Origin of the sequence: Nesterenkonia sp. Act20 (assembly GCF_019173455.1) — a bacterium.
Lineage (GTDB): Bacteria > Actinomycetota > Actinomycetes > Actinomycetales > Micrococcaceae > Nesterenkonia.
In genome coordinates this window covers 343243-367963 of sequence record NZ_JADPQH010000002.1, presented here as the reverse complement: position 1 = coordinate 367963, position 24721 = coordinate 343243, and the positions used below count along the sequence as shown (strand labels likewise).

The window sequence follows — 24721 nt, the reverse complement described above, 5'->3', positions numbered from 1 at the left end:
CTTTCAAATGTGAAGAACTTAGGATTTCTCTCTTTCGGACACTGGACGCCCTCGCCGCATTCGCAGACTCGATCTGCCTCAGATGTGCTGCTGCAGTCCATCGACCTTGCAGTCGCCGCCGAGGAGCTCGGGATCGACGGTGCCTACTACCGGGTGCACCACTACGCCCGGCAGCTGGCGTCTCCGTTCCCGCTGCTCGCCGCCGTCGGAGCCAAGACCTCAAAGATCGAGATCGGCACCGGCGTGATCGACATGCGCTACGAGAACCCGCTGTACTTCGCCGAGGACGCAGGCGCGGCCGATCTCATCGCCGAGGGCAGGCTGCAGCTCGGCATCTCCCGCGGCTCACCAGAGCAGGCAGTGGAGGGGTGGCGCCACTTCGGCTACCAGCCCGCCGAGGGCGAGTCCGACGCCGATATGGGACGCCGCCACACCGAGGTCGCCCTCCAGGTGCTCTCCGGGCAGGGCTTCGCCGAGCCCAGCCCCCGTCCGATGTTCCCCAACCCTCCCGGGCTGCTGCGGCTCGAGCCGCATTCCGAGGGTCTGCGCCAGCGCATCTGGTGGGGCGCGGGATCCGACGCGACTGCCCGGTGGGCCGCGTCGCGGGGGATGAACCTGATGAGCTCCACGCTGAAGGACGACGAGACCGGGGAGCCGTTCCACATCCAGCAGGCCAAGCAGATCCAGGCCTTCCGCGAGGAATGGGCCAAGCATGATCACGGCTTTGAGCCGCGCGTCTCCGTCTCGCGTTCCATCCTGCCCATCGTCTCGGATCAGGACCGTGCCTACTTCCTGGGACAGCGTGACTCCCAGGACCAGATCGGCATGATCGACGAGAAGACCCGGGCGATCTTCGGTCGGAGCTTCACCGCCGAGCCCGACGTGCTCGTGGAGGAACTCGCTAAGGACGAAGCGGTTCAGGCCGCGGACACTGTGCTGGTGACCGTGCCCAACCAGCTCGGCGTGGACTACAACGCGCACATCCTGGAATCCCTGGCCGAGCACGTGGCCAAGCCCCTGGGCTGGAAATAGGCTGCGTTTGCGTTGACGGGCGGATTCTCCGAGTAGTTGGGGTCTTTCGGCCCATGGAATGCTCGGAGAATCCGCCGCTCAACGGGTATGGGGCCTCGATGCCCACCCGCTCGAGGCAATAGCTCTGGATATAGTGGAGATCAAGACACTCACCGTCGAAAGGTCTCCACGCTTTGAGCCTGCGCTACGCCATTCTGGCGATTCTTACCGCGGCACCCTTGACCGGCTATGAGACGGCGAAGCGGTTCGAAGGCTCGGTGGGTCACGTCTGGCATGCCCCCGATTCACAGATCTACCCCGAGCTGCGTCGGATGGAGGCGGAGGCGCTCATCGAAGGTCGCGAGGAACGCTGGGGGCCGAACCGGCTCAAGACTCGGTACTACATCACCTCGGAGGGTGAGGCCGCCTTTCGAAGCTGGATGTCCACCCCGTTGAAGTACGCGCCCTGGCGAGACGTGGCGCATATGCAGGCGGCCTACTTCGAGTGGACCGATCCGGACAGCGTGCGCATGCACCTGCAGCAGCACGCGCAGCACTACCAGGAGCAGATCGACCAGTGGAGTCAGCAGGTCCGGGACATCGAGTCCCACGAGCACCCGATGATCGCGGCGCGGCTGCAGCGGTATCCAGCGGAGCAGCATGAGCGGATCGTGGCGTTCAAGTCGTTTGCCTATGACGGATTGATTCGGCTCGCCCAGGCCGAGGTGGACTGGGCGAACCGCGGACTGATTCTGCTGGCGGAACTCGAAGCAGATCACACGCCCTAGGCGTACTGTTTCCGCAGGTCTGGCTTGCGGATCTTGCCCGAGGCGGTGCGCGGCATGGATTCCACGAAGACCACCGATTTGGGAATCTTGTAGCGGGCCAGCTTGCCGTCCAGATACCCGAGCACCTGCTCCTCGGTGAGCTCGTAACCCTCCCGGACGACGATCACCGCACGCGGGACCTCGCCCCACCGCGCGTCCTCAACCCCGATGACGGCGACGGCGGCGACCTCTTCCATCGAGGCGATCTGTTGTTCGACCTGCGCCGGGTAGATGTTCTCTCCACCGGAGATGATCATGTCTTTGAGCCGGTCGGAGATGAAGAGGAACCCGTCCTCGTCCAAGTAGCCCATGTCTCCGGTCTTGAGCCACGTGCCGTGCGTCTCATGGACGAAGGAGCTGGCGGTGGCTTCGGGCCGGTTCCAATACTCCGCAATGACATTGGGCCCGTGGACCTGGATCTCACCAACCTCGCCCACCGGGCAGGGCTGATCCTCCGGGTCCACCACACGGACATCGGTGTGGAAATGCGCCAGTCCGCCGGACCCTTGTTTGGATCGGGAATATGCCGGCGGCAGAGTCGTGGCACCAGGCGAGGTTTCGGTCATGCCGTAACCCATCGTGAACGCCAGCCCGCGGCTCTCGTAGGCGTCGAGGACCCGCAGCGGCACCGCGGAACCACCGCAGGTGAGGTTTCGCAGCGAGGAAATGTCGGTGGACTCCCAGTTCGGATGTTCACAGAGCAGCTGAAACGTCGTAGGCACTCCGGAGATGTTCGTGACCCGGTGGGCTTCGATCAGCGCGAGCACACGGCCGGGTTCGAACTTCTGTTCCAGGATGATGCTCCCACCCTTGAGCAGCACCGGGAGGGCGCCCTGGCCCAGTGCTGCGACATGGAACAGCGGAGCGATCATCAACGCGACATCCTTGCTGGAGAGGTCGAAGTCGGTGAGCACATTGATCGCGTTCCAGGTGAGGTTCCCATGGGTGAGCATCGCGCCCTTGGGATTGCCCGTGGTCCCGGAGGTGTAGAGGATGACAGCGAGGTCCTCCAGTGTCACCGCGACATCGGGGCGGACCGTGGAGCCTGACCGCAGGGCATCCTCGAACGCCTCGGCGACCACCGCAAACTCCTGCTCGGGGCGCGGCCGTTTGCCGTCCTCGACGATCAGCAGGCGTTCGACCGCCGTGTCCCGGGATCCCGAGGCAGCCAACGGCTCCAGTGTGGTGGAGGCGACCAGCAGCGTGGCCCCCGAATCCTTCAGCGCGAACTGGATCTCCGGCGGAGCGAGACGGGTGTTCAGCGGGACGAAGACCGCTCCCAGGCTTCCGGCGGCGAAGAGTGTCTCCAGAAAAGCGGGAGAGTTCTCGCCCAGGTAGGCCACCCGGTCACCTGGCCTGACGCCCCGGTCCGCCAGTGCATTGGCGAGCCGATCGATCCGCTCGGCGAGCTGATCATAGGTCAGTTCGCCAGCAGCGCTGGTCAGTGCCTTCTGACCCTGGGACCGCACGCGCCGTCGGTGGATCCAATCTCCGATGCCATGATTCTTCATCGTCCGCGCTCCTGTGTGTGTCGGAGGGGTCATCGGGCGCCCTCCCAGACCAGGTCGTCGGTGTTGGGGACCTCGCCGATGAGTCCGTGCCGTTCAGAGATCTCGGCGACCTCGTTGAGCGAATCAAGATTGACGTCCTCTGGGAAGGCGGGGATCGTGATCTCCTCCAGCATGGATTCTTCGATGGACGTGTACTCCAGCAGGACTTCGCGCACCGCCTCAGGGTTCTCTTCGGCATAGGCCTGAGACTCCCGAACCGCCGTGTGGAAGCTCTCAATCAGCTCGGGGTCTTCATCGACCAGCTGCTGGGAGGCGAAGTAGGTGCCGACGCCCAATTCGTCCACCACGTCAGCGTAGGGGGCGAAGATGCGGTCGTATCCTTGGTCGTCAGCCATGCTCGCGAAGGGGTCGACGGCGAAGATCGCGTCGACATTGTCAGCTTCCAGTTGGGCGAGCATGTCCGGGAAGCCGACCTCTACGAAGTCAACGTTGGCTGGGTCCCCTCCAGCGTCCTCCACGCCTTGGGAGATCATCGAGTCGGAGATGTTGTTGAGCGTGTTCACCGCCACCCGCTGGCCCTCGAGGTCCTGTGCGGATTCGATGCCGGATTCTGGCTTGACCAGGACTGCGCCGAAGTCATTCTCGGAATCCCCGGTGGTCTGCGGCCCCGCGGCCACGGTCTGCAGCGGCAGTCCATTGTCGGCGGCGATGAGCAGGGAGGTCACGTTGGAGAAACCAAAGTCCAGGTCCCCGGAGGAGACCGCGGGGATGATGGCGGCACCGCCCTGTGCCAGGGTCAGCGTCAGGTCGAGGCCATGCTCTTCGAAGATGCCCTCCTGCTGGCCGAGATAGATGGGAGCAACGTCAACGATTGGGATCAGCCCGACCTCGACCTCGGTCAGCTCCCCATTCGATGAGTCCGCTCCCTCGTCCCCGGCTGGTTCGCCGTCGGCATCTCCAGCCGGAGACCCGCTTCCGCAGGCGGTCAAGGCGAGCACGGCGGACAGGGCGAACGCCCCGCTGGATAGGTTTTTCATGTCAGTTCTCCGGTCTCTGGAGGTGCGAAGTCCAAGGGTGTGTTGGGCGTCCATGGGTCCTGCGACAGCGTCTGACACCTCTGGCGGGCAACTTGGGACGTGGCTCCTCGTTGCCCGCCATCAGTGGCTGATCAGTTATTCACCTTCGAAGTACAGGGTGGAGGTGTCGGGCTCCGAATCGATGAAGTCGAACTTCACCATCAGCGCGCCTGCCTGCTCGATCTCATCGGTCGGGATCTCAGCGTTGAGTTCTTCCATGCGGAGGTTCTCGGCAGCCTCCTCCGGCAGGTCGATGAATTCCGGCAGCAGGGCCCTGGTGCCCTCCTCGTCCTCCTCGGCCATCTGCAGCGACTCCGTCATGGCGTCAGAGAAGGCCTGGGCGACCTCGGGATTCTCCTCCACGTACTCCCCGGAGCTGAAGCTCACCATGGTGGGCATCCCGGGGATCGCGTCCTGGAAGGAGTACCCGACCAGCTGATTCGCCTCATCGGCGAGCGCGCTGCTCAGAAAGGGCTCGGGGACCCAGATGGCGTCCGTGTTGCCCTGCTCAAGCTGGGCCGGCATGTCAGGGAAGGGCATCTCGGAGAATTCCACCGCGGAAGGGTCACCTCCGGCCTGCTCCACCGATTCCATGATGGTGAGGTCGCCCTGGGTCTTCAGCGCGTTCACCGAGACGGTGTTGCCCTCAAGGTCTTCCCAGTCCTCGATCCCGCTCTCCACCGTGGAGACGACGCCGGCGATGTCATCGCCTTCGGCCAGCGAGTTCGAGTAGCCGGTGACGATCCGCATATCGAGTCCGCGGTCATTGGCGTTGAGCACGGAGTTCGGGTTTCCGATTCCGAACTGCAGCTGCTGGGCGTTCACCGCGGGCAGCATGGCGGCGCCGGCGTTCGAGGTGGAGAGCTCGACGTCGAGCCCGTGCTCCTCGAAGATGCCGTTCTCGATGCCGTAATAGATCCCCACGGAGGGGGCGATCGGCAGCACGCCCACGGTGATCGGGGTCAGCTCACCGCCTTCGCTGCTGGTCTCGCCCTCGGCCTCGGCGTCATCGCCGCCGGACGCGGAGCCGGACCCGCAGGCGCTCAGCGCGAGGATGCTGATCGCTGCGATGCCGGTGATGGATGCGACATTCTTCTTCATGATTGCTCCTTGAGGTGTGGGGTCGCGGAAGGGCGGCCCACGGTGGGGTAGAGAGTCAGTGCGGTGATGGCGGATGCTCGGGTGTGTTTGGTCATGAGGGGCGTCGGCTCACGGGTAGAAGCGCGCCAGGAAGGTCGCCACGACAGCGGGGCGTTCCTGACCTTCGACCTCGAAGGTCGCGTCGACGACCAGGTGGAGGCCGCCTCCCTTGACCTCTTCGACGTCGCGGATGGTGCCGTGCATGCGAACTCGCGAACCGACCGGCACCGGTGCGGTGAAGCGCACCTTGTCCAGGCCGTAGTTGAGCTTCGTGCTGACATCGGTGACGTCGAAGAGTTCGCCCCAGAAGGGGATGATCAGGGAGAGCGTCAGGAAGCCGTGGGCGATCGGTGCGCCGAAGGGTCCGTCCTTGGCGCGTTCAGGATCGACGTGGATCCACTGTTGATCGTCGGTGGCATCGGCGAAGGTGTTGATCATGTCCTGAGTGATCTCGCGCCAGGCGGTCTGCCCCAGGTCGGTGCCGGCCATCGATCGTGCGTCTTCGAAAGATACGACGGTCCGGGCTGCATTGGTGTCAGTCATTCTGCTCCTCGACTCAAGGTGGGTGTGTTCTAGGTCACATTTTATTCTGGATAGGCGTATGCCCAGGCGAATTATTGATTTGGATTTGGTGTCGTTTTCTCGTGATCCCCGACCAGGTGCCCGGAGGCACTGTGAGGTCCTAGGTGAAGGCGCCCACTCCTGTCACCGCCCGCCCGACGATCAGCGCATTGATCTCGTGAGTGCCCTCATAGGAGTAGATGGCCTCCGCGTCGGCGTGGAAGCGCGCCACATCGGTGTCCAGGGTGATCCCGTTGCCTCCGCAGACCTCGCGTGCCAGCGCCACGGTCTCGCGCAGTCGAAGCGAGGTGTACATCTTTGCGAGCGCGGAATTCTCATCCCGGTAGGTCCCGGCGGCCTGCTGCTCGCTCAGCTGAACGACCATGCCCAGGGAGGCGGTGAGATTCCCCAGCATCATCGCGAGCTTCTCCTGGACCAGCTGGAAGCCGGCGATGGGCCGGCCAAACTGCTCGCGGCGCGCCACGTAGTCCAGTGCCGCCTCGTAGGCACCCGCCATCGCCCCGGTGGCCATCCATGCCACATCCGAACGCATGCGTCGCAGACAGCCGGCGACGTCGGTGAAGCTGTTGATCCGTTGCAGCCGAGCGCTCTCCGGGACCCTCACCTCGCGATAGCTGATGTCGGCGTTCTGCATGATGCGCAGCGAGGCCTTGTGTTCGATGGTGGTCATGCTCAGGCCCGGCGCGGAGGTCGGGACCAGGAAACACTTCACCTGGGAGTCGGCGGTGTCTCGAGCAAAGGTCGCGACGACGTCGGCGGCGCCCGCACCCCCGATCCAGCGTTTGGCGCCGTTGATGATCCAGTCTCCGGTTCCTGGATCCTGGGTGGCCTCAGTGGCGAGGCCGCCTGCCACATCGGAGCCGTGGTCGGGCTCGGTCAGCGCGAAGACACCGGTCAGCTCGTGCGTGATGATCTTCGCGTCGAGTTCGCGAGCCTGCTCGGGAGAGCCGCCCAGGGCACAGACCGTGCGGAACAGGCTTGCGGCCGCGTTGTAGTAGGTGGCGACGTTGATGTCACAGCGGGAGAGCTCGAAGTTGCGGAAACCGAGGAAGATGTCCCGGATGGGTTCACCCGCCGCGCGCAGCGCCGGCGGATCCATGAGTTGCTGTCCCTGCAGTGGGGCGATGATCTCCTCGGGGAAACGTGCTTCGTCCCATGCCGCATTCAGGTGCGGGTGGACCTCCTCGGTGAGCACCCGGCGCAGCTCGGTGATCACTGTGCGCTCTGCGGTGCTCAGCCGTTCGGCGAAGCCGTAGAGGTCTGAGGGGATGACGCTGCCGCGCACTGGTTCACGCATCGTCGGCTCCGGCGTCGAGCCCCAGCAGCGCCACGGCGTTGTGCTTGAGGATCCGTGGGCGCACCTCGTCCTTGATCGGCAGCTCGGCGAAGGCGGTGAGCCACTTCTCTGGGGTGATCAGCGGATAGTCCGTGCCGAAGAGCAGCTTGGCCGAGAGGATGTTGTTCGCACTGCGCACCAGAGCCTGTGGGAAGTACTTCGGTGACCAGCCGGAGAGGTCGATGTAGACGTTGGACTTATGTGTTGCGATCGAGATCGCCTCGTCCTGCCAGGGCACCGAGGGGTGCGCCATGATGATGGGCAGCTGCGGGAAGTCCGCTGCGACGTCGTCGAGCAGCAACGGGTTGGAGTACTTCAGCTTCAGCCCACCACCACCGGGAGTGCCTGCGCCCATTCCGTTCTGCCCGGTGTGGAAGATCAGCGGAAGCCCGATCTCTTCCAGGGCCTCCCACAGCGGGTAGTGCTGCGGGTCCGAGGGGTCGAAGCCCTGCACGGTGGGGTGAAACTTGAACCCGCGTACGCCGAGCTCCTCGGCCTGACGCCGGGCCTCGGCGATGGCTTCGGCGCCCAGCCATGGGTCCACCGATCCGAAGGGCAGCAGGACGTCATTATTGCGCAGGCACCCTGCGACCAGGTCATCGATGGAGTTGGGAGCGTGCTTCAGCTGCGTGCGAGCATCCACAGTGAAGACCACGGCGGCCATCCGGTGGTCACGGTAGACCTCCGCGATCCGATCGATGCTCGGTGTGCGCTCGGCGGTCTTGAAGTACTTCGCGGAGGCCTCGAAGAACACCTCGGGCAGCGCCCGATGCCCGCTGGAATCCATCTCCAGATGGACATGGGTGTCCACGGCCTCGATGGTGCTCAGATCAATGGCTGATTGATAACGCATCGCAGGGCTCCTCTCCTGATCTCGACGGGTCCTCAGGCTCGGTCGGCTGGGTGGGCTGGCTAGCTGGTGGGCTCCAGCTCGGGCGGGAGCTCCGGCATGGACTCGCCCACTGATTGCAGATTCGCGCGCAGCAGCTCACCGCCCTGGCTCTGCAGGGTCTCGTAGTCCCAGCCGCCGTCGTGGTACTCAGAGACCACCGACTCAGGATGGCTCCAGATCTGGAGCCTGTCACCGCCGGCGCCGATGACCTGACCGGTGATCCCGTCCACGGCATCGGAGGAGAGGAAGGCGACGACGCCGGCCGCATCCTTCGCGGTGCCGAAGCCCAGGCCCTTGCGGAAGAAGTCAGGCATGGGCTCGCCCTGCTCATCGGCCTCGACAGCCTTCTGGAAGTAGGGCACAGTCTTGGTCATTGCCGTGGCCGCGACCGGGATGACGGCGTTGACGCTCACACCCGCACGCTTCATCTCCAGCGCCCAGGTGCGCACCATCCCGATGATCCCGGCCTTGGCGGCCGCGTAGTTGGTCTGCCCGAAATTGCCGCGCTGGCCGGTGGGGGAGCCGATGCAGACGATCCGGCCCGCCACGCCCTCGGTCTTGAAGTGCTGATACGCCGCCCGGACACAGGTGAAGGTGCCCTTAAGGTGGACGTTGATGACGGCGTCGAAGTCCTCGTCGGACATCTTCAGCAGCGACTTGTCGCGCAGGATCCCGGCATTGGTGACCAGGATGTCCAGGCCGCCGAAGCTGTCCACCGCGGTCTCCACAAGCTTCTCCGCGGTCTCGGTGGAGCCGACCGGCGCGACGACTGCCACTGCCTTACCGCCTGCGGCTTCGATGGATGCCACGGCGGCGTCGGCGGTGGTCTGATCCACATCGTTGATGACCACGCTGGCTCCCTGAGCGGCGAGCTCCTGGGCGTATGCCAGGCCCAGGCCTGCCCCGGAACCGGTCACGATGGCTACCTTGCCCTGTAACGACATAGTCTCTCCTCTTGTATGGCCAGCTGTATGGCCAGTCGGCCTACGCTTACTGTGATACATCTCACTTGATAATATTGAGAAAGTCAATGATTTGCCTTCTCATCCGTCCAATCCCTCACCCGAGGGCCCTGCTAGGAGAACCCATGCCCCCCTCGAGCTCCACCACCGCCGCTGCTGCTCCCGCCTCGGCGCAGGACCGAGTCGAGGATGGCATGGCTCGCTTTCAGCAGACCCCGCTCGCTCAAGAGGTCGCCTTCCTCACGGCCCGCGCCAGAGTCCGGGGCAATGCGCTGGCGAATGAGCTGCTCAGCGACCTGGACCTGAAGGTGCGGCCCTTCGCCGTGCTCGCCATGGCCTGTTCCGGGACCAACCCCTCACAGCGCGAACTGGGCGACTTTCTGGATCTGGATCCCAGTCAGGTGGTTGCGCTGGTGGATCGGCTGGAGCAGCGGGGCCTCCTTCAGCGGGAACCTGATCCGCGGGACCGTCGCTCCAAGATCCTCACCGCCACCGCCGCGGGGCGCAAGCTCCACGCCCAGGCTGCAGAACGGACCCACCAGGCTGAGGAGCAGACCCTGCGGGGTCTGACGCCGACGGAGCGCAATCAGCTGCGCGAGCTGCTGATCAAGATCGTCTACTGATCCGCTGACCCGTCCGGCACGGCTGACCCGGCCGGCACGGCTGACCCGGCCGGCACGGCTGGGGAGCGGCCCCGCAGCTCCGCCTCAGGCGTTGGCGTTCGCGACCGCGTCCTCCGGACGGAAGCCCTTCTTCGCCAGCTGGATCTGCTCATAGACGTGGTGGCGCAGCTCGGCGAAGCGCTGAGAGGAGCGAGTCTCGAGCTGATCTCGCTCGGCCGGCAGGTCCACCAGGACGTCCTCCTGGATGACGGTGGGGGAGGAGGACAGGATGATGACCCGCTCACCCAGGTAGACCGACTCGTCGATGTCATGGGTCACGAAGAGCACCGAGACGCCGAGCTTCTTCCAGATCCCACGCACCAGGTCCTCCAGATCGGCACGCGTCTGGGCATCCACGGCTGCGAAGGGCTCGTCCATCAGCAGCACCTCTGGCTTGTACGCCACCGCTCGGGCGATCGCCACGCGCTGCTGCATGCCGCCGGAGAGCTGCCAGGGGTAGGACTTCGGCACGTGGGAGAGCCCCACGGCTTCCAGTGCCTCGGCCACCACCTCGCGGCGTGCGGTCTTGTCCATGCCCTGGTTCTTCAGCGGAAGCTCTACGTTCTCGGCCACGCGCAGCCAGGGGAACAGTGAGCGCCCGTATTCCTGGAACACCACGGCCATGGACTTGGGCGGTCCGGTGACCTTCTCTCCATGCAGGGTCACCTCCCCCTCGGTGGGAGCCATCAGGCCGGAGATGCATTTGAGCAGCGTCGTCTTTCCGGAGCCGGAGGGCCCGACCAGACAGGCCAGCTGGCCCTTCGGCAGGTCGAACGTGAGGTTCCGGACGGCCTCGATGTCGCCGCCGTCGGTGTGGTAGACCTTCTTCAGATTCTGCACCGAGAGCATCGGCTCCTCCCCGGGCATGGTCTTTCCCACGGGGATCCGGCCATCGGGGGTGTCCTGAACGCCGGACTGGCTGATCACGGGATTTGTGGGCTGTGAGTGCTCGGAGGTCATCTCCGGGTCCCTTCTCTTGGTACATCTCGTCAACGGAGCCGGGTGAATGTGTCCGGCAAGAAGTAGCTTGCGATGGGTGGTGCTCAGGCGGCCTGCTCGATCTCACGCAACCCGTGGTACCAGCCCAGGATCCAGCGTTCGGCGAGCTGGAAGATGAACGAGAGGATGACGCCGATCAGCCCCAGCAGGACGATGCCGGACCACATCTCGGGGATCGCGAAGGAGCGCTGGAACTGCACGATGGCGAAGCCGAGCCCCTCAGTCGAGGCGAACATCTCCGAGATCACCATGAGGATCAGGGCGATGGAGAGTGACTGCCTGATGCCCGCCATGATCTGCGGCATGGCCGAGGGCAGGATCAGGTAACGGACGCTGTTGATCTTGTTCATGCCGTAGGTGCGGCTGGTGTCGGCGAGCACCTCGTCCATGGAGCGCACGCCTTCGATGGTGTTCAGCAGGATCGGCCAGACGGCGCCCAGAACGATCACCGAGACCTTCATCTCGTCGCCGATCCCGATCAGCAGCATGATCACCGGAATGAGCACCGGTGGCGGGATGGCCCGGAAGAACTCGAGGGTGGGCTCCAGCAGTGCGCGCAGCCATCGGAAGGAGCCGATCAGCAGTCCGGCGCCGATGCCGATCAGGATCGAGAGGACGATGCCGATCATCAGCCTTCCCAGAGAAGGGAAGACGTCGCTGACGAATCGCTCGCTGGTCCAGGTCTCGAAGAAGGTCTCCACCAACGCCTGCGGAGTCGGGACGAAGAAGCTCGTCTCGCCCAGGGTGGAGACGAACCAGATGGCGAGCAGGATCAGCGGCAGGGCGATGATGTTCAGGAACGTACGGATATATGTCATGCCGCCACCTCCGTGCGGACCGAAGAGTGCCAGGAAAGGATCTTGCGTTCGATGATCCGCATGGCCAGGTTGATCAGAACCCCGAGCAGGCCGGTCGCCAGCACCAGGGCGTACATGGAGATGTAGTTGCCTCCGGACTGGGCGCTGGCGATCTCGGCTCCCAGTCCGGGTGTGCCGATGATCAGCTGGGCGGTGATCGCCAGGATCAGCGCCACCGCCGCCGCGAGGCGAATGCCGGTCATCACATACGGCAGCGCCGTGGGGAAGGTGACGTACCGCATCCGCGCGAAGGGGCCGAGGCCGTAGGAGCGGGCGGTGTTCATCGCCACCGCGTCCACATCGGCGACCCCGTAGAGCACCTGGATCAGCACCTGCCAGAAGCAGGCGTAGACGATCAGCATCAGCGAGGATTCGATCCCCACGCCGAAGAGCAGCACCGCCAGCGGGATCAGTGCCACCGAGGGGACGGGCCGCAGGAACTCGATCGTGGAGTTCGTGAACCGGCGCAGGAAGGTGGAGGAGCCGATGATGAAGCCCAGTACGGTGGCCAGCACCACGGCGATGATCATGCCGACCGCCCAGGCCTGCATGGTGTCACCGACGGCGACCCAGAAGTCTGTCAGGCCGAAGTTGGTGATCAGCCCGCCGATGGCCTCGTGGGCCGGGGGCAGGAAGCGTGCGTTGACCAATCCGGTGAGAGGCAGGAGTTCCCAGGTCAGCAGCATGCCGACGACGCCGGCCGCCCCGAGGGCCTTGGTGCCGAGGCCGCGCCGTCGTCGTCGTCGGGCTCGGCCGGGGCCTGAGGTGGTGGCTCGCCCGGTGGCGCCGCTCTGCGCGACCGAGGACAGCGGGGCTGCGGGGTCTGGCCGGGTGGGGATGTCCAGTGCGGCCGAGGTGGAGACATCGGTGTGCCGCCGGATGTCGCCGCCTCGACGGTCCGTGGCGGCGGAGGACTCCCACCGATGCAGCCGGTGGATCTCCGCATCACGGTCTAGTGGTGCCTTGCCGCGGGACCTTCGTCCCGGGCGTGCGCGCTCATCGGTCATCTATGACTCCCTTGTGCAAGGTCGTTCCTCGCATCACAGGGAGCGCGAACTCACTGTGATGCAGAACACATCACAGTCAGCATAGGCCCCTCCCGCCTACAGTTCAATATTTCAATGATTGAGATATTCAAAGGTATCCCCGTTGAGCGGCGGATTCTCCGAGCAGTTGAGGCCGCTTGGCCCATGTACTGACCGGTATCTCCGCCGCTCAACGCAGGACGGACCCTCAGCGGAGGAAGAGCTTCTTCATCCGGTAGGTGGTCACGGCGAGGCCGAGGACCGTCAACACCAGGTAGTAGCCGATGTGGACCAGGGTGAGCGCACCGAAGTCCCAGAAGGCGATGTCACGCATGAGCTCCACGCCGTGCCAGAGCGGCAGCGCCTGAATCACGACCTGCACGCCGGCGGGGTACACGCTGATCGGGAACAGCGTGGCGGAGAACAGGAACATCGGGATGAGCACCATCATCATCCAGTCCATCTGCTGGAACCGGCTCAGGAAGGACGTCACCGCCATGCCCACCGAGGCGAAGCCCAGCGCGATGAACAGCGCCGCGAACCAGAGCACCAGGGCCGCGAGCGGGTCGACCAGCCCGCCGATCATCAACACCCCGAGGAAGCCCAGCGCGTAGATCCCGCCGCGGAACAGCGCCAGGCAGATCTCGCCGACCGCCACATCTACCGGGCCCAGCGAGGTGGACATCATCGTGCGGTAGAGCTTGGTGATCTTGAGCTTGAAGAACACGTTCCAGGTGGAGTCGAAGATCGCACCGTTCATCGCGGAGACCGCCAGCAGCGCCGGAGCGATGAAGGCGGCGTAGCTGATGGTCCCGCCGCCGCTGAGCCCGACCTGCTCGGCATCCACGTTGGCGATCATCGGCGAGATGCCCAGCCCGAAGGAGGTCAGGAACAGCACCGGCTCCAGCAGCCCGGAGAGGAAGATGACTCCGCGGTTGTTGCGGATGGCGGTCAGGCCGCGGCCGAAGACGGCGCGGATGTTGCCCGAGTAGTAGTTCGCGGCGAACCCCCGGCGAAAGGCGATGCGCGGGAGAGTCGCTGCCGCGTCGGACGTCGGCCGCTCACCTTGGTCTGAAGCACTCCGGTCTGAAGCACTCCGGTCTGCACCGCTCTGGTCTGCGCCTCTGCGGCCTGCGGCCGAGCGTTCGACCTCAGCCCCATCCCTGACTGCGATGCGCGTCTGCCGACGCGCATCGGCCTTGGCGCCCGGAGTGCGGCCGCGCCACTCCTCGAGTCCCAGGCGTCGTGAGAAGACCCGGACGGTGATCAGCCATCCGCCTGCGGTGATGCCGAGCAGGTAGAGGACGTGGACCAGGATCATCCAGGCGGGAGTCGGCTGGGAGAAGGCCAGCACGCGGCCCAGCTCGTTGGCATGCCAGATGGGGGAGAACCAGCCGATGACCTGCAGGAACCCCGGCAGGTTGGTCAGCGGATAGAAGGTGCCCGAGAAGAGGAAGAGGGGCATGATGACGAATCGCTGGATCAGCGACATCTGCCCCTTCTCGTCACGCAGCGTGGAGACATAGGCCATGATCGGCAGCCCGATCGCGAGCCCGCCCATCAGAGCGCTGCCGATCTGCAGCGCCGCCCAGGGGGAGGAGATGGCCCCGAACAAGGCCAGCACCACGGTGAAGATCGCGGCGTGCACGGCGAAGCGCACGCTGACCGCGAGGATATGCCCGGAAGCGATCTGGCCCGGACTCAGCGGTGCGGCCTGCGCCCCGTAGTAGAGCCGCCGCCACTTGAAGCCCTCCATCACGGGGAAGGTGAACTCGATGCCCGCCGACATCGCCACCGTGGAGGCCAGAATCGCGGGACCGATGTACATCAGGTAGCTGCTCGCGCCGTACTGCGCGAAGTCACCGCCGTCCCCGACGAGCACGCCCAGACCAAGCCCCATCGCGAGGATGTACATGATCGGCTGGCTCACCGAGGAGAAGAGGATGACTGCACCGTAGGCGCGCATGCTGCGCAGCGTGCGTTCTGCCTGGTGCAGCGCGCCGAATCGCCGAACCCGGCCCGCGAGCGCCTGCTTATCAGCCGCGGGGCTTGTGGAGGTCTCGATCCCTGGGCTGGCGTTGAGCTGATCAGTCAACGAGGCTCCTGCCGGTCAGTCGCAGGAAGACGTCCTCCAGCGAGGAGCGGCGTACCAGCGAGGTGATCGGGCGCAGCCCGGCGGCATGGATCCGTTCCAGCGCCGATTCGGCGGAGGCGGCGTAGACCAGCAGCCGGTCCGGGAGGACCTCGACGTGGCTGAAGCCGATGCCGCCCGGAGCATCTCCGGCACCCAGCAGGCTGCTCAGCTGCTCGGCCTGCTCCTGGTTGCGGTCCAGCCCGAAGCGCAGCTCGAGCACCTCACGCGTGGAGTGTTCGCGGATGAGCGCCGCAGGCGAGCCCTCCGCCATGATCCGACCCTGGTCGACCACGATCAGGCGCTCGCAGAGCTGCTCGGCCTCATCCATGTGGTGAGTCGTCAGCACCAGTGTGGTGCCCGCTTCGCGCAGCCGGAAGAGTCGATCCCAGAGGATATGGCGGGCCTGCGGGTCCAGGCCCGTGGTGGGTTCATCCAGCAGCAGGATCTCGGGTTCATTGACCAGGGCGCGGGCGATGGTCAGCCGTCGCTTCATTCCCCCGGAGAGGTCCTCCACCCGGGAGGTCGCCTTGTGGGTCAGCTGGGCGAACTCCAGCAGCTCCTCCGTCTTGGTGTTCAGCCAGCGGCGCGGCAGACCGAAGTAGCGGCCGTACATGATGATGTTCTCGCGGACGCTGAGCTCTTCGTCGAGATTGTCCTGCTGCGGGATCACCCCGAGCCGGGCGCGCACCTCGGGTCCGTTCTGCTCCGGATCCAGGCCGGCCACCTCCATGGTGCCCCCGCTGCGGGCCGCCACCGCCGCGATCATCCGCATCGTGGTGGACTTGCCTGCCCCGTTGGGGCCCAGCAGCCCGAAGGACTCCCCGCGGTTCACGGTGAAATCGATGCCGTCCACGGCGGTGAAATCTCCATAGCGCTTGGTCAGACCGGTGGCGCGGATCGCGTGTTCGACGGGCATGAGGTGCAGTGTACTCGGCGCCAGTGCCCTGATCTGCGGCAGAGGTTCATCCTTTGGGGCGATGTTCGCGCCCGTGTCATCCGGGAGAATGAAGGACAAGTTCACATTCGACCCCGATGAAAGGTCATCAATGTCCATTCCAGTTCTCGAGACCGAGAACCTGGTCAAGGTCTACGGCAAGGGCGCGACTCGATTCGACGCGCTCAAAGGCCTGACCTTCGAGATCCACGAAGGCGAATCCGTCGCCATCGTGGGCAAATCAGGTTCCGGCAAGTCCACCCTCATGCACCTGTTGGCGCTGCTTGATGAGCCGACCGCCGGCGTCGTCGCACTTGAGGGTGAGCCGGTGAACAAGCTCAAGCCCAAGAAGATCTCCCAGCTGCGCAACGACACCTTCGGCTTCGTGTTCCAGCAGTTCTTCCTGAACCCGAACCAGACCGTGCTGGAGAACATCACGCTGCCGCTGAAGATCGCCGGCATGGGCAAGTCGGAGCGCAACCGCCGCGGCATGGAGGTTCTCGAGCAGCTGGACATGGCCGATAAGGCCAAGAACAAAGCGACCAACCTCTCCGGCGGACAGAAGCAGCGCGCCTGCATCGCGCGCGCCCTGGTCAACAAGCCCACGGTGCTCTTCGCCGATGAGCCCACGGGCAACCTGGACACGGTGACCTCGGAGATCGTCGAGGACATCCTCTTCGGTCTGCACCGCGACTATGGCATCACCCTGGTGGTCGTCACCCACGACGAGGACCTGGCCGCCAAGTGCCAGCGCCGACTGATGATGCAGGACGGCGAGATCGTCACCGAGGAGCATAGCGTGAAGGAGGTGCAGGCATGAGGTCAGTCGACGTCGCCCGCACCGCGCTGGGCAACACCTTCCGCTCCAAGCTGCGCACGGCGCTGACCGTGGTGGCCATCGTGATCGGTGCCTTCACCCTCACGCTCACCTCCGGCCTGGGCGCCGGGGTGAACAAGTACGTGGACAACGTGGTCGCCGGATTCGGTGACTCCTCGCAGCTCTTCGTGCTCAACGCCGGTGCCAGCGACGCCGAGCCGACCGAGGGCCCCGCTGAATATGACCCGGAGGCCGCCACGGACTCCGGGGGCATGTTTGGTCCAGGCACCGGGGGCGGACTGCTCACCGAGTCAGACATCGAGACCATCGAGGACATCGACCATGTCTCCGGCGTGGATCCAGTGGTCATGGTCTCCCCGGACTACCTCGAGACCGCCGACGGCGCCCAGTACGACCTCACCCTGGATTCACCCGCCAATGCTGTGGGACTCGAACTCGAAGCAGGAGAGGCCCCCGGTGACGACGGGATGGACCTCAGCATTCCGACCGAGTGGCTGACCATCTTCGACACCGAGGACGCCGAGGCGGTCATCGGTGAGACCGTCCAGATCGGCATCAGCGATGTGACCGGTGAACAGACCTCGGTCGAGGCCGAGATCGTCGGCGTCACCGAGGAGGCGCTCTCCGGCATCGGCGCAACACCGATGCCCTCGCGAGAGTTGAACCAGGAGCTCAGCGACCTCTCGATGGAGGGCTATGAAGGTCAGGCCGAACAGGCCTACAGCATGGCCGTGGTCGACGTGGATGACCTGGCCGCGAACGAGGACAGCGTCAAGAGTGCGCTGACCGATGAAGGCCTGCTGGGCATGACCGTGGAGGACCAGATCGGCGCGGTCCAGGGCGTCATCGACGCCGTGTCCTGGGTGCTCTCAGGCTTCGGCCTGATCGCGCTGCTCGCAGCCAGCTTCGGCATCGTGAACACTCTGCTGATGTCGGTGCAGGAACGCACCCGTGAGATCGGTCTGATGAAGGCGCTGGGCATGTCCAGCGGCAAGGTCTTCGGACTGTTCTCCATGGAGGCCGTGGTCATCGGCATCCTGGGCTCGGTGATCGGCGTCGTGCTGGGACTCGGCGCAGGGCTCATCGGCAACGGATGGTTGACCGGAGAAGGCGGGCCGCTCGGGGGAGTGGCAGGACTGACGCTCTTCGCGGTGGATCCCGTCTCGCTGCTGGGCATCACTGCGCTGATCATCGGCATCGCCTTCCTCGCCGGCACCCTTCCGGCCGCGCGCGCGGCCAAGAAGGACCCGATCGAGGCGCTTCGCTACGAATAGGACCGGGCCGCCCGGCCTAGTGTGGATCGTGAACACCCATGACGATGAAGGAGCAGATATGAGCAACCCTCCCAATGGAGAACAGGGCTACCCCGGCGGCCAGCCCGGGGGATCCCCCGGCGACCAACCCGGTGGATACCCCGGCGGCCAGCCGGGTGGATACCCGGACGGCCAGCCCGGTGGCTACCAGGGCGGTCAGCCGAGCTCGAAGTACGGCACTGACCCCTATGCGCCGGGAACCTACGGCGGTCCGATGGCGGAGCCGAAGAAGTTCAGCCTGCTGAAGACCTTCACACTGGTCTCCCTGGCCATCTACGTGCTCAGCGCGCTTCCGGGCCTGTTCGTCAGCGGCGACGACGCACGGCAGGAGATGATCTCTGCGATCGAGGAGCAGGGGATGTCCGAGCAGGAGGCCGCCGAAGCCGCAGACCTGTTTGCCGGGCTGTTCACCGGATTCGTCTGGGTCACATTGATCGTCGGCGTGGCGCTGTACCTGCTCGTGTTCTTCGGCCTGAAGAAGAACAAGAACTGGGCGCGCGTGCTCGGCATCGTCTTCGCCATCATCGGCATCGTCTTCACGCTCTTCGGGCTCTTCGGCGCCGATATGCTGACCCTCGCGCTGGGACTCGCCCATGTGGCGGTCGCGATCTACTGGCTGGTGCTGGCCTTCAGCACCGAGGTCAAGACCTACCTGAAGCAGTTCACCCGGTAGTCGACGACTGCATTCTCAGAAGGGGGGCCCTCTTGTAGGGCCCCTTTCTGCTGTCTCAGCACGACTTGTGCTGGAGTGGCGTTAGGGTAAGTCAGTGCATCAGACAACTTCCACCGGCAGCTCGCGTCGGATGATGACGGCGATGTTCCTGCCGCTCTTCGCGTCGCTGCTGAGCATCAGCATCGTCAACGTCGCGCTTCCCGCCATCGAAGAGAGCCTCGAGGCCAGTTCCGCAGATCTGCAGTGGGTGCTCTCGGGCTATGCGCTGGCCTTCGGCATGGCGCTGGTCCCTGCCGGACGTGCTGGTGACATCTGGGGCCGCCGGAACCTCTTCCTGATCGGTGTCGTGGTCTTCGGCCTGGCCTCCCTGGGCGCGGCGCTGGCGATGAGCCCGCTGGTGCTCAACACCGCCCGCGTCTTCATGGGATTCGCCGCCGGCATCCTGACGCCGCAGGTCATCGGGATGATTCAGCAGCTCTTCAGCGGCCCCGCACGGGGCCGCGCCTACGGGATGATGGGCACGGTGATCGGTGTCGCGGTGGCCGCCGGTCCGGCGCTGGGTGGACTCATCATCGACACCACGGCTGCCGATCTGGGGTGGCGGATGACCTTCTTGATCAACGTCCCGGTCACCGTGGTGGCGCTGATCGGCATTCTGCTCTGGCTGCCGAAGCCCCAGGACGACGACGCCGCGGCCAGCTCCGTGGGCGCCGACACCGACGCCGGGCGTGAATCCACCTCCCCCGACGGTGCGTCCACGGGCAACACGGGCACGGAGCCGCAGGGTCTGCAGCGGCTGGACCCGCTCGGCGTCGTGCTGCTCAGCCTTGCCGTGCTGCTGCTGATGCTTCCCTTCATCCAGTTCCGCAGCCTGGTCGGTGGGCTCTTCGCGGTTGCTGGACTCCTGGTGCTGGGGATCTGGGCGGTCTGGGAGCGGCGGCTGGGCCGGCGCCATGAGTCAGCGCCGATGGTGAACCTCAAACTCTTCGCGCTTCCCAGCTACACGCTGAACTCCATGGTGCTGGGCCTCTACTTCGCCGGCATGCCCGCAATCTGGGCGGTGGTCGCGGTCTACGTCCAGCAGGGACAGGGGCGCGGAGCGCTGATCGCGGGGCTGGTGACACTGCCCAGCGCGGTGATGGTGATGCTGCTGTCCTCCCGCGTGGGCAAAGCCGTGGAGAGCAAGGGCCCACGGATCCTGGTGGCAGGCACGATCACCGCCGTGGCCGCGATGCTGCTGCTCTCCGGGACCGCGGCGCTGATGGCGACCCCGTACGGATCGATCTGGCTCATGGCGGCGGCACTGGGCGTCGTCGGAATCTCACAGGCGCTGATCATTCCCAGCGCGCAGACGCTGTCCATGCACGATGTCCCCGAGCAGATGGCAGGAGCCGCCGGGGGAGTGGCTCAGACCGTGCAGCGTGTCTTCACCGCGATCGGCATCGCCGTGGTGACCGGCATATACTTCTCGGTCACCGCCGACCAAGGGCATCAGAGCGGGATCGTGATCGCCACTCTGGTCATCGCAGCACTGATGCTCAGCTCGGTGGCGGCAGCGATCTTCGCTGCGAAACGGGCAGCGATCAGCGCAGCCGAGTGACCGGTCGCAGGTCCTTGTCCGTCACATAGGCCGGCGCGTCAGCGAAGATCGCAGCGCGCTCGGGGGACTCATCCCAGGCCTGCTCGGCCTCCAGAAACTCCTCACGGTTGCCGAAGCGGCTGACGAACCAGGTGAGCTCGTCCTTGCCGTCCGAGAGCCACATCGACTCCACGGTGAATCCGCGCTCCTCGCGGGCGGGGATGACCTGCTTCGTCAGGAAGGAGATGAACTCGTCGGCCAGCGCAGGGTCCAGCGCGTAGCGCCGCATCCAGGTGGTGCGCTCGGGGGCATCGAGGTGCGGAGTCTCGGGCTGTTCGGACATGGAGCGGTCTCCTGAGGGTCGTTGCGGTGGCTCTGGTGCTTCGGTCCAGGCCATCATAGGAGACCTGACTGTCTGCTTGCCCCACGCCCGTGGGTGAACTGCCGGCGGCGATTGGCATTCGGTGCGCGTTGCCAGCGATAATCAGCCCATGAGTTCTCCCCAGTCATTGCCTCAAGGCAGCTCAGCCGGTGCACCTGATGCAGTCAGGAACTTCGGTCGGCGCACCTCCGGCATCAGCTTCGCGGTGATGATCACCGTGCTCCTGGTGGCGCTGGTCTTCGCCGCGAACCAGAACGACGTCATCGGCTGGATCATCGCCGTCGTCGCCGGCGGCTGGCTGCTCCTGGCCACGGTGCTGGTCTTCTCGGTGCGCTCCGGTGCCAAGAAGTTCGGTGACACCCTTGACTCGGCACGGGCCGACGCCGCCTCCCGCCGCGCCGACGCCAGCGGCGGCACCGCGGTGGTCGATGAGGACACCCACGCTCGGAACCTCAAGCTGGACCACTCCTTCAAGATCGTCCAGGTGCAGAAGCGGGTCATCACCCAGGAGCTGGCCAAGGGAACCGAGGCGGACCTGGAGATGGTCGACCGCGCCCTGGACACCATCGAGACCACCGCCGGCAACGGCCGCGACATGCTCTCCGAGCACGTGGGCCGCGGGCACTCCTCGCAGCATGACGCTGGGCAGGATTCGGGGGCGGACTCCGGGCGGGACCGGCGACGTGACTCAAGAGCCGGCCGCAACAACGACGACGACCGCCCGATCACCGGCGAGATCGTCAACTGAGAGGACCAGACGTGACGGACACCCCCACCCAGTCAGGCAGCTCCACAGACGCATCCAGTTCCACCGCCGCATCGAGTTCCACGGTCGCAGCGAACTCCACGGCGGCCCCCGACTTCGGCGAGCACCCCCATCGCATCGTGGACGCCAAGGACGCCGGCCACACACGGATCGCCTCGGTGAACGTCAACGGGATCCGCGCCGCGCACCGCAAAGGCATGGGCGAATGGCTGGCGGACCGCGAGGTCGACATCCTCGCCCTGCAGGAGGTCCGCGCCAACGAGGAGATCCTCACCAAGCTGGTCGCCGAGATGACCGAGCCCACGGGTGAAACCTGGCACATCCATGAGCACGAGGCCGCCGACAAGGGACGCGCCGGTGTCGCGATCATCTCCCGCACCGCGCCGGTGGCCACCCGCACCGGCATCGGGGCCGGTCACTCCGAGGACGACGGACGGTGGATCGAGGCGGACTACACGCTCGGCGACGGAAGCACGTTGACCGTGGCCAGCGTCTACGTCCACTCGGGCGAAGTGGGTACCACCAAGCAGGAGCACAAGATGCGCTTCCTGGCCGATATGGCCGACTACCTGCCAAAGCTTGCCGCCCGCACCGACCATCTGCTGGTGATGGGTGACCTCAATGTGGGCCACCGCGAGCTCGACATCAAGAACTGGAAGGGCAACGTCAAGAACTCTGGGTTCCTGCCCGAGGAACGCGCCTTCTTCGACCGCTATTTCGGCGAGCTGGGCTACGTGGACGTGGCCCGCAGTCTGGCCGGCGAGGTCGACGGTCCCTATACCTGGTGGTCCTACCGCGGCAAGGCCTTCGACAACGACACCGGGTGGCGGATCGACTATCACATGGCCACTCCGGCCCTTGCGGAGCTCGCCTCCAACCTCAAGGTCGACCGCGCGGTGGACTACTCGCTGCGCTGGTCCGACCACGCTCCGCTGGTCGTGGACTACAAACTCCCCTGAGCGGCGCGATTGCGCTCATCCACTGGTGCGACCGCCCATCCATACTCGACTGATGACACGAAGGAACTGCCGTGACTGAGCGCGTACTCTCCGGGATGCAGCCCTCGGCTGACTCCCTGCACCTGGGCAACTACCTGGGAGCGCTGGTCAACTGGGTGAAGATGCAGGAGCGCTACGACGCCTTCTTCTTCATCCCGGACATGCATGCGATCACCGTGGCGCAGAACCCGGCTGAGCTGCGCATGCGAGTGCGCAGGACCGCCGCCCAGTACATCGCAGGGGGCCTCGACGTCGAACGCTCCACGCTCTTCGTGCAGTCCCACGTGCCCGAGCACGCCCAGCTGGGCTGGATCATGACCTGCCTGACCGGCATGGGCGAGGCCTCGCGGATGACCCAGTTCAAGGACAAGTCCGCCAAGCAGGGCGCCGATGCGGCCGGCGTCGGACTCTTCACCTACCCGATGCTGCAGGCCGCCGACATCCTGCTCTACCAGCCGCATGGCGTGCCGGTGGGCGAGGACCAGAAGCAGCATGTGGAGCTCTCCCGTAACCTGGCCCAGCGCTTCAACCACCGCTACGGCGAGACTTTCCGCGTGCCTGAGCCCTTCATCCCGGAGTCCGGGGCGCGGATCTATGACCTCCAGAACCCCACGGCGAAGATGTCCAAGTCCGCGCAGTCCCCGAACGGTCTGCTGAACCTAATGGACACCGATAAGCAGATCGCCAAGAAGATCAAGTCGGCGGTGACCGACGACGGCGGCGAGATCCGTTTCGACCGCGCCGAGAAGCCCGGCGTCTCGAACCTGCTGAGCATCTACTCGGCGGTGACCGACCGCCCGATCCAGGAGATCGTGGACGAGTACCAGGGCAAGATGTATGGCCACCTCAAGGTGGACCTTGCCGAGGTGGTCGTCGCGCGGCTCGGGCCCATCCGTGATCGCGCCGAGGAGCTGCTACAGGATCCCGCCCAGCTGGACGCATTGCTGGCGACAGGGGCCGCGAAGGCCCGCTCGGTGGCCGGGGAGACCCTCGCCGAGGTCTACGAGAAGATCGGATTCCTCCCGGCCTCGGGATGATCAGGCGATGAACGAGGATCCCTCCCGGCTGCGGCCTCGAACTGGCGGACACGGCGTCATCGCCGGGCACGCGCGCGCGGCCGCGAAGGCGATGAACGACCGCGAAGAGGTCTCGGGGATGGTCAACCCGCTCGACGTGGAGGGTCTGCGCCGCCGCGAGGTGAAGGCGCGCCGGGCCTGGGGTCATGCTCGCCGCGAGGGACGCAGCGGTGTTCAGCTGATCGGGCCGAGCCTCTACTGGGGCCTGACCCGCCTGGACACCACGCACCCGATGCGGGTGTTGAACCTGTTCCTCTTCCACTATGGGCCCGTCATGGCCGCCGGGGCGGCGTACATGATGTTCTTCTCCGTCTCCGCGGCGCTGGTGGCGGGGTTCTCCGTGGCCGGCATCGTGATCGGCGGGGATGTGAGTCTCCAGAACGACATCGTGGAGCTCACGAATAACGCCCTGCCCGGTGTGATCGGGGAAGACGGACTCGCCACGCAGCAGGACCTGTTCTCCACCAGCGGGTTCGGCGTCACGCTGGTGGTCTCGCTGCTGGTCGCGACGGTGGCCTCGCTGAGCTGGATCAACGGTCTGCGCGCGGGAATCCGCAGCATCTTCGACCGTCCCCTGATGGATGAGAACGTGCTGCTCGTGAAGGCGCGCGATCTCATGGTCATGGTGCTGTTGGGGTCGATGCTGCTCGCGGCCACGGCCACCAGCCTGCTCTCCACGGAGCTGTTCAATTTCAGCGCCGATATCCTCGGCTGGGACCTCAGTGTGTTGGAGGGTCTGGTCGGCACGCTGCTCACCGTGGGTGTCCCGCTGATCCTGGATCTGTTGGTCGCGGTGCTGGTCTTCCGGATGGCGTCCCGGGTGGTGATGCCGGTCTCGGTGCTGTGGCGAGCCGCTCTGATCGCCGCCGTGGGCTCCTCGCTTCTGCGCGCCCTGTCCACGTACCTGCTCAATGGGGTGGCGGCGGGGAACCTGATCGTGTCCTCCTTCGCCACCGTGCTGGGCTTCTTCATCTACTTCTTTGTGCTCAGCCTCGTCTACCTGCTCTCTGCAGCCTGGGCGGCCCTGGCCACCGACGATCGAGTCCGCCGCGAAGGCCCCGCCGGCCTCCTGCACTGACCCCAGCCCCGTCAACGTCGGTTGACTCGGCGCGGCAGCCCGTACATACCACGGCGAACTCGAGATCCAT

At 65.5% G+C, this 24721-nt stretch carries 24 protein-coding genes; 11 read left to right on the top strand and 13 right to left on the bottom strand.

Translation table 11 applies throughout. From position 1 onward, the window contains the following. Nucleotides 1–9: 9 nt before the first annotated feature. Together IY716_RS11335 and IY716_RS11330 are read left to right on the top strand one after the other, a co-directional pair. Nucleotides 10–1032, top strand: coding sequence for an LLM class flavin-dependent oxidoreductase (locus IY716_RS11335; protein ID WP_192592447.1), 1023 nt, complete (start codon nucleotides 10–12; stop codon nucleotides 1030–1032). 173 nt (nucleotides 1033–1205) lie between these two features. Then, nucleotides 1206–1799, top strand: a complete 594-nt coding sequence (locus IY716_RS11330) for a PadR family transcriptional regulator (RefSeq protein WP_218221806.1) — start codon at nucleotides 1206–1208, stop codon at nucleotides 1797–1799. Here the strand turns inward: IY716_RS11330 and IY716_RS11325 are convergent. From IY716_RS11325 to IY716_RS11295, 7 genes are all read right to left on the bottom strand, one after another. Beyond that, on the bottom strand, nucleotides 1796–3349 hold the full coding sequence (locus IY716_RS11325) for a long-chain fatty acid--CoA ligase (RefSeq protein WP_218221805.1): 1554 nt from the start codon (nucleotides 3347–3349) through the stop codon (nucleotides 1796–1798). The genes IY716_RS11330 and IY716_RS11325 overlap by 4 nt on opposite strands. A gap of 29 nt (nucleotides 3350–3378) precedes the next feature. Further along, nucleotides 3379–4386: an ABC transporter substrate-binding protein gene (locus tag IY716_RS11320; RefSeq protein WP_218221804.1), complete on the bottom strand. Its 1008-nt coding sequence runs from the start codon at nucleotides 4384–4386 to the stop codon at nucleotides 3379–3381. Nucleotides 4387–4521: 135 nt separating this feature from the next. After that, entirely contained in the window at nucleotides 4522–5526 is a 1005-nt protein-coding gene (locus IY716_RS11315) for an ABC transporter substrate-binding protein (protein ID WP_218221803.1), read from the bottom strand. 108 nt (nucleotides 5527–5634) lie between these two features. Next, complete coding sequence (locus tag IY716_RS11310) at nucleotides 5635–6108, bottom strand: MaoC family dehydratase (protein WP_218221802.1); 474 nt, start codon at nucleotides 6106–6108, stop codon at nucleotides 5635–5637. A gap of 139 nt (nucleotides 6109–6247) precedes the next feature. Continuing rightward, a complete protein-coding gene (locus IY716_RS11305) occupies nucleotides 6248–7444 on the bottom strand; it encodes an acyl-CoA dehydrogenase family protein (RefSeq protein WP_218221801.1) in 1197 nt (398 codons plus the stop codon). Further along, nucleotides 7437–8336 (bottom strand): amidohydrolase family protein, encoded by a 900-nt coding sequence (locus IY716_RS11300; protein WP_218221800.1) that lies wholly within the window; start codon nucleotides 8334–8336, stop codon nucleotides 7437–7439. The genes IY716_RS11305 and IY716_RS11300 overlap by 8 nt, the downstream gene beginning before the upstream one ends. A 59-nt stretch (nucleotides 8337–8395) precedes the next feature. Then, nucleotides 8396–9319 (bottom strand): SDR family NAD(P)-dependent oxidoreductase, encoded by a 924-nt coding sequence (locus IY716_RS11295; RefSeq protein ID WP_218221799.1) that lies wholly within the window; start codon nucleotides 9317–9319, stop codon nucleotides 8396–8398. Between the two features lie 143 nt (nucleotides 9320–9462). Between IY716_RS11295 and IY716_RS11290 the strand changes: the two genes are divergently transcribed. Next, the gene (locus IY716_RS11290) at nucleotides 9463–9960 is read left to right on the top strand and encodes a MarR family winged helix-turn-helix transcriptional regulator (protein WP_218221798.1); all 498 of its coding nucleotides are present in this window, start codon (nucleotides 9463–9465) and stop codon (nucleotides 9958–9960) included. Nucleotides 9961–10044: 84 nt separating this feature from the next. Here IY716_RS11290 and IY716_RS11285 read toward each other — a convergent pair whose 3' ends face one another. The 5 genes from IY716_RS11285 to IY716_RS11265 all read right to left on the bottom strand — a co-directional run bounded on the left by IY716_RS11285 (nucleotide 10045) and on the right by IY716_RS11265 (nucleotide 15930). After that, complete coding sequence (locus IY716_RS11285) at nucleotides 10045–10866, bottom strand: ABC transporter ATP-binding protein (protein ID WP_369699726.1); 822 nt, start codon at nucleotides 10864–10866, stop codon at nucleotides 10045–10047. A gap of 176 nt (nucleotides 10867–11042) precedes the next feature. Beyond that, the gene (locus IY716_RS11280; RefSeq protein WP_218221796.1) at nucleotides 11043–11816 is read right to left on the bottom strand and encodes an ABC transporter permease; all 774 of its coding nucleotides are present in this window, start codon (nucleotides 11814–11816) and stop codon (nucleotides 11043–11045) included. Beyond that, nucleotides 11813–12541, bottom strand: coding sequence for an ABC transporter permease (locus tag IY716_RS11275; RefSeq protein ID WP_218222202.1), 729 nt, complete (start codon nucleotides 12539–12541; stop codon nucleotides 11813–11815). Before IY716_RS11275 ends, IY716_RS11280 begins: the two co-directional genes overlap by 4 nt. Before the next feature lie 547 nt (nucleotides 12542–13088). Beyond that, nucleotides 13089–14975: an ABC transporter permease gene (locus tag IY716_RS11270; protein WP_255316747.1), complete on the bottom strand. Its 1887-nt coding sequence runs from the start codon at nucleotides 14973–14975 to the stop codon at nucleotides 13089–13091. Further along, nucleotides 14968–15930: an ABC transporter ATP-binding protein gene (locus IY716_RS11265; RefSeq protein ID WP_218221795.1), complete on the bottom strand. Its 963-nt coding sequence runs from the start codon at nucleotides 15928–15930 to the stop codon at nucleotides 14968–14970. Before IY716_RS11265 ends, IY716_RS11270 begins: the two co-directional genes overlap by 8 nt. A 130-nt stretch (nucleotides 15931–16060) precedes the next feature. On the opposite strand from IY716_RS11265, the gene IY716_RS11260 reads away from it, so the two are divergent. The 4 genes from IY716_RS11260 (at nucleotide 16061) to IY716_RS11245 (ending at nucleotide 20372) form a co-directional block, all read left to right on the top strand. Beyond that, nucleotides 16061–16768 carry an ABC transporter ATP-binding protein gene (locus IY716_RS11260; RefSeq protein ID WP_218221794.1) on the top strand — a complete coding sequence of 236 codons (708 nt, stop codon included), beginning with the start codon at nucleotides 16061–16063 and terminating at the stop codon, nucleotides 16766–16768. After that, nucleotides 16765–18060, top strand: a complete 1296-nt coding sequence (locus IY716_RS11255) for an ABC transporter permease (RefSeq protein WP_218221793.1) — start codon at nucleotides 16765–16767, stop codon at nucleotides 18058–18060. Before IY716_RS11260 ends, IY716_RS11255 begins: the two co-directional genes overlap by 4 nt. Nucleotides 18061–18118: 58 nt before the next feature. After that, entirely contained in the window at nucleotides 18119–18772 is a 654-nt protein-coding gene (locus IY716_RS11250; RefSeq protein WP_218221792.1) for a hypothetical protein, read from the top strand. 94 nt (nucleotides 18773–18866) lie between these two features. Continuing rightward, nucleotides 18867–20372, top strand: coding sequence for an MFS transporter (locus tag IY716_RS11245; protein ID WP_218221791.1), 1506 nt, complete (start codon nucleotides 18867–18869; stop codon nucleotides 20370–20372). Here IY716_RS11245 and IY716_RS11240 read toward each other — a convergent pair. Next, a complete protein-coding gene (locus IY716_RS11240) occupies nucleotides 20356–20694 on the bottom strand; it encodes a hypothetical protein (RefSeq protein WP_218221790.1) in 339 nt (112 codons plus the stop codon). The two genes, IY716_RS11245 and IY716_RS11240, sit on opposite strands and share 17 nt — an antisense overlap. Before the next feature lie 148 nt (nucleotides 20695–20842). On the opposite strand from IY716_RS11240, the gene IY716_RS11235 reads away from it, so the two are divergent. The 4 genes from IY716_RS11235 (at nucleotide 20843) to IY716_RS11220 (ending at nucleotide 24651) form a co-directional block, all read left to right on the top strand. Then, nucleotides 20843–21481, top strand: a complete 639-nt coding sequence (locus IY716_RS11235; RefSeq protein ID WP_218221789.1) for a hypothetical protein — start codon at nucleotides 20843–20845, stop codon at nucleotides 21479–21481. A gap of 215 nt (nucleotides 21482–21696) precedes the next feature. Next, nucleotides 21697–22458 (top strand): exodeoxyribonuclease III, encoded by a 762-nt coding sequence (locus tag IY716_RS11230; RefSeq protein WP_369699725.1) that lies wholly within the window; start codon nucleotides 21697–21699, stop codon nucleotides 22456–22458. Between the two features lie 71 nt (nucleotides 22459–22529). Further along, nucleotides 22530–23534: a tryptophan--tRNA ligase gene (gene trpS, locus IY716_RS11225; protein ID WP_369699696.1), complete on the top strand. Its 1005-nt coding sequence runs from the start codon at nucleotides 22530–22532 to the stop codon at nucleotides 23532–23534. Nucleotides 23535–23541: 7 nt separating this feature from the next. Then, on the top strand, nucleotides 23542–24651 hold the full coding sequence (locus IY716_RS11220; protein ID WP_218221788.1) for a YihY/virulence factor BrkB family protein: 1110 nt from the start codon (nucleotides 23542–23544) through the stop codon (nucleotides 24649–24651). Nucleotides 24652–24721 lie beyond the last annotated feature (70 nt).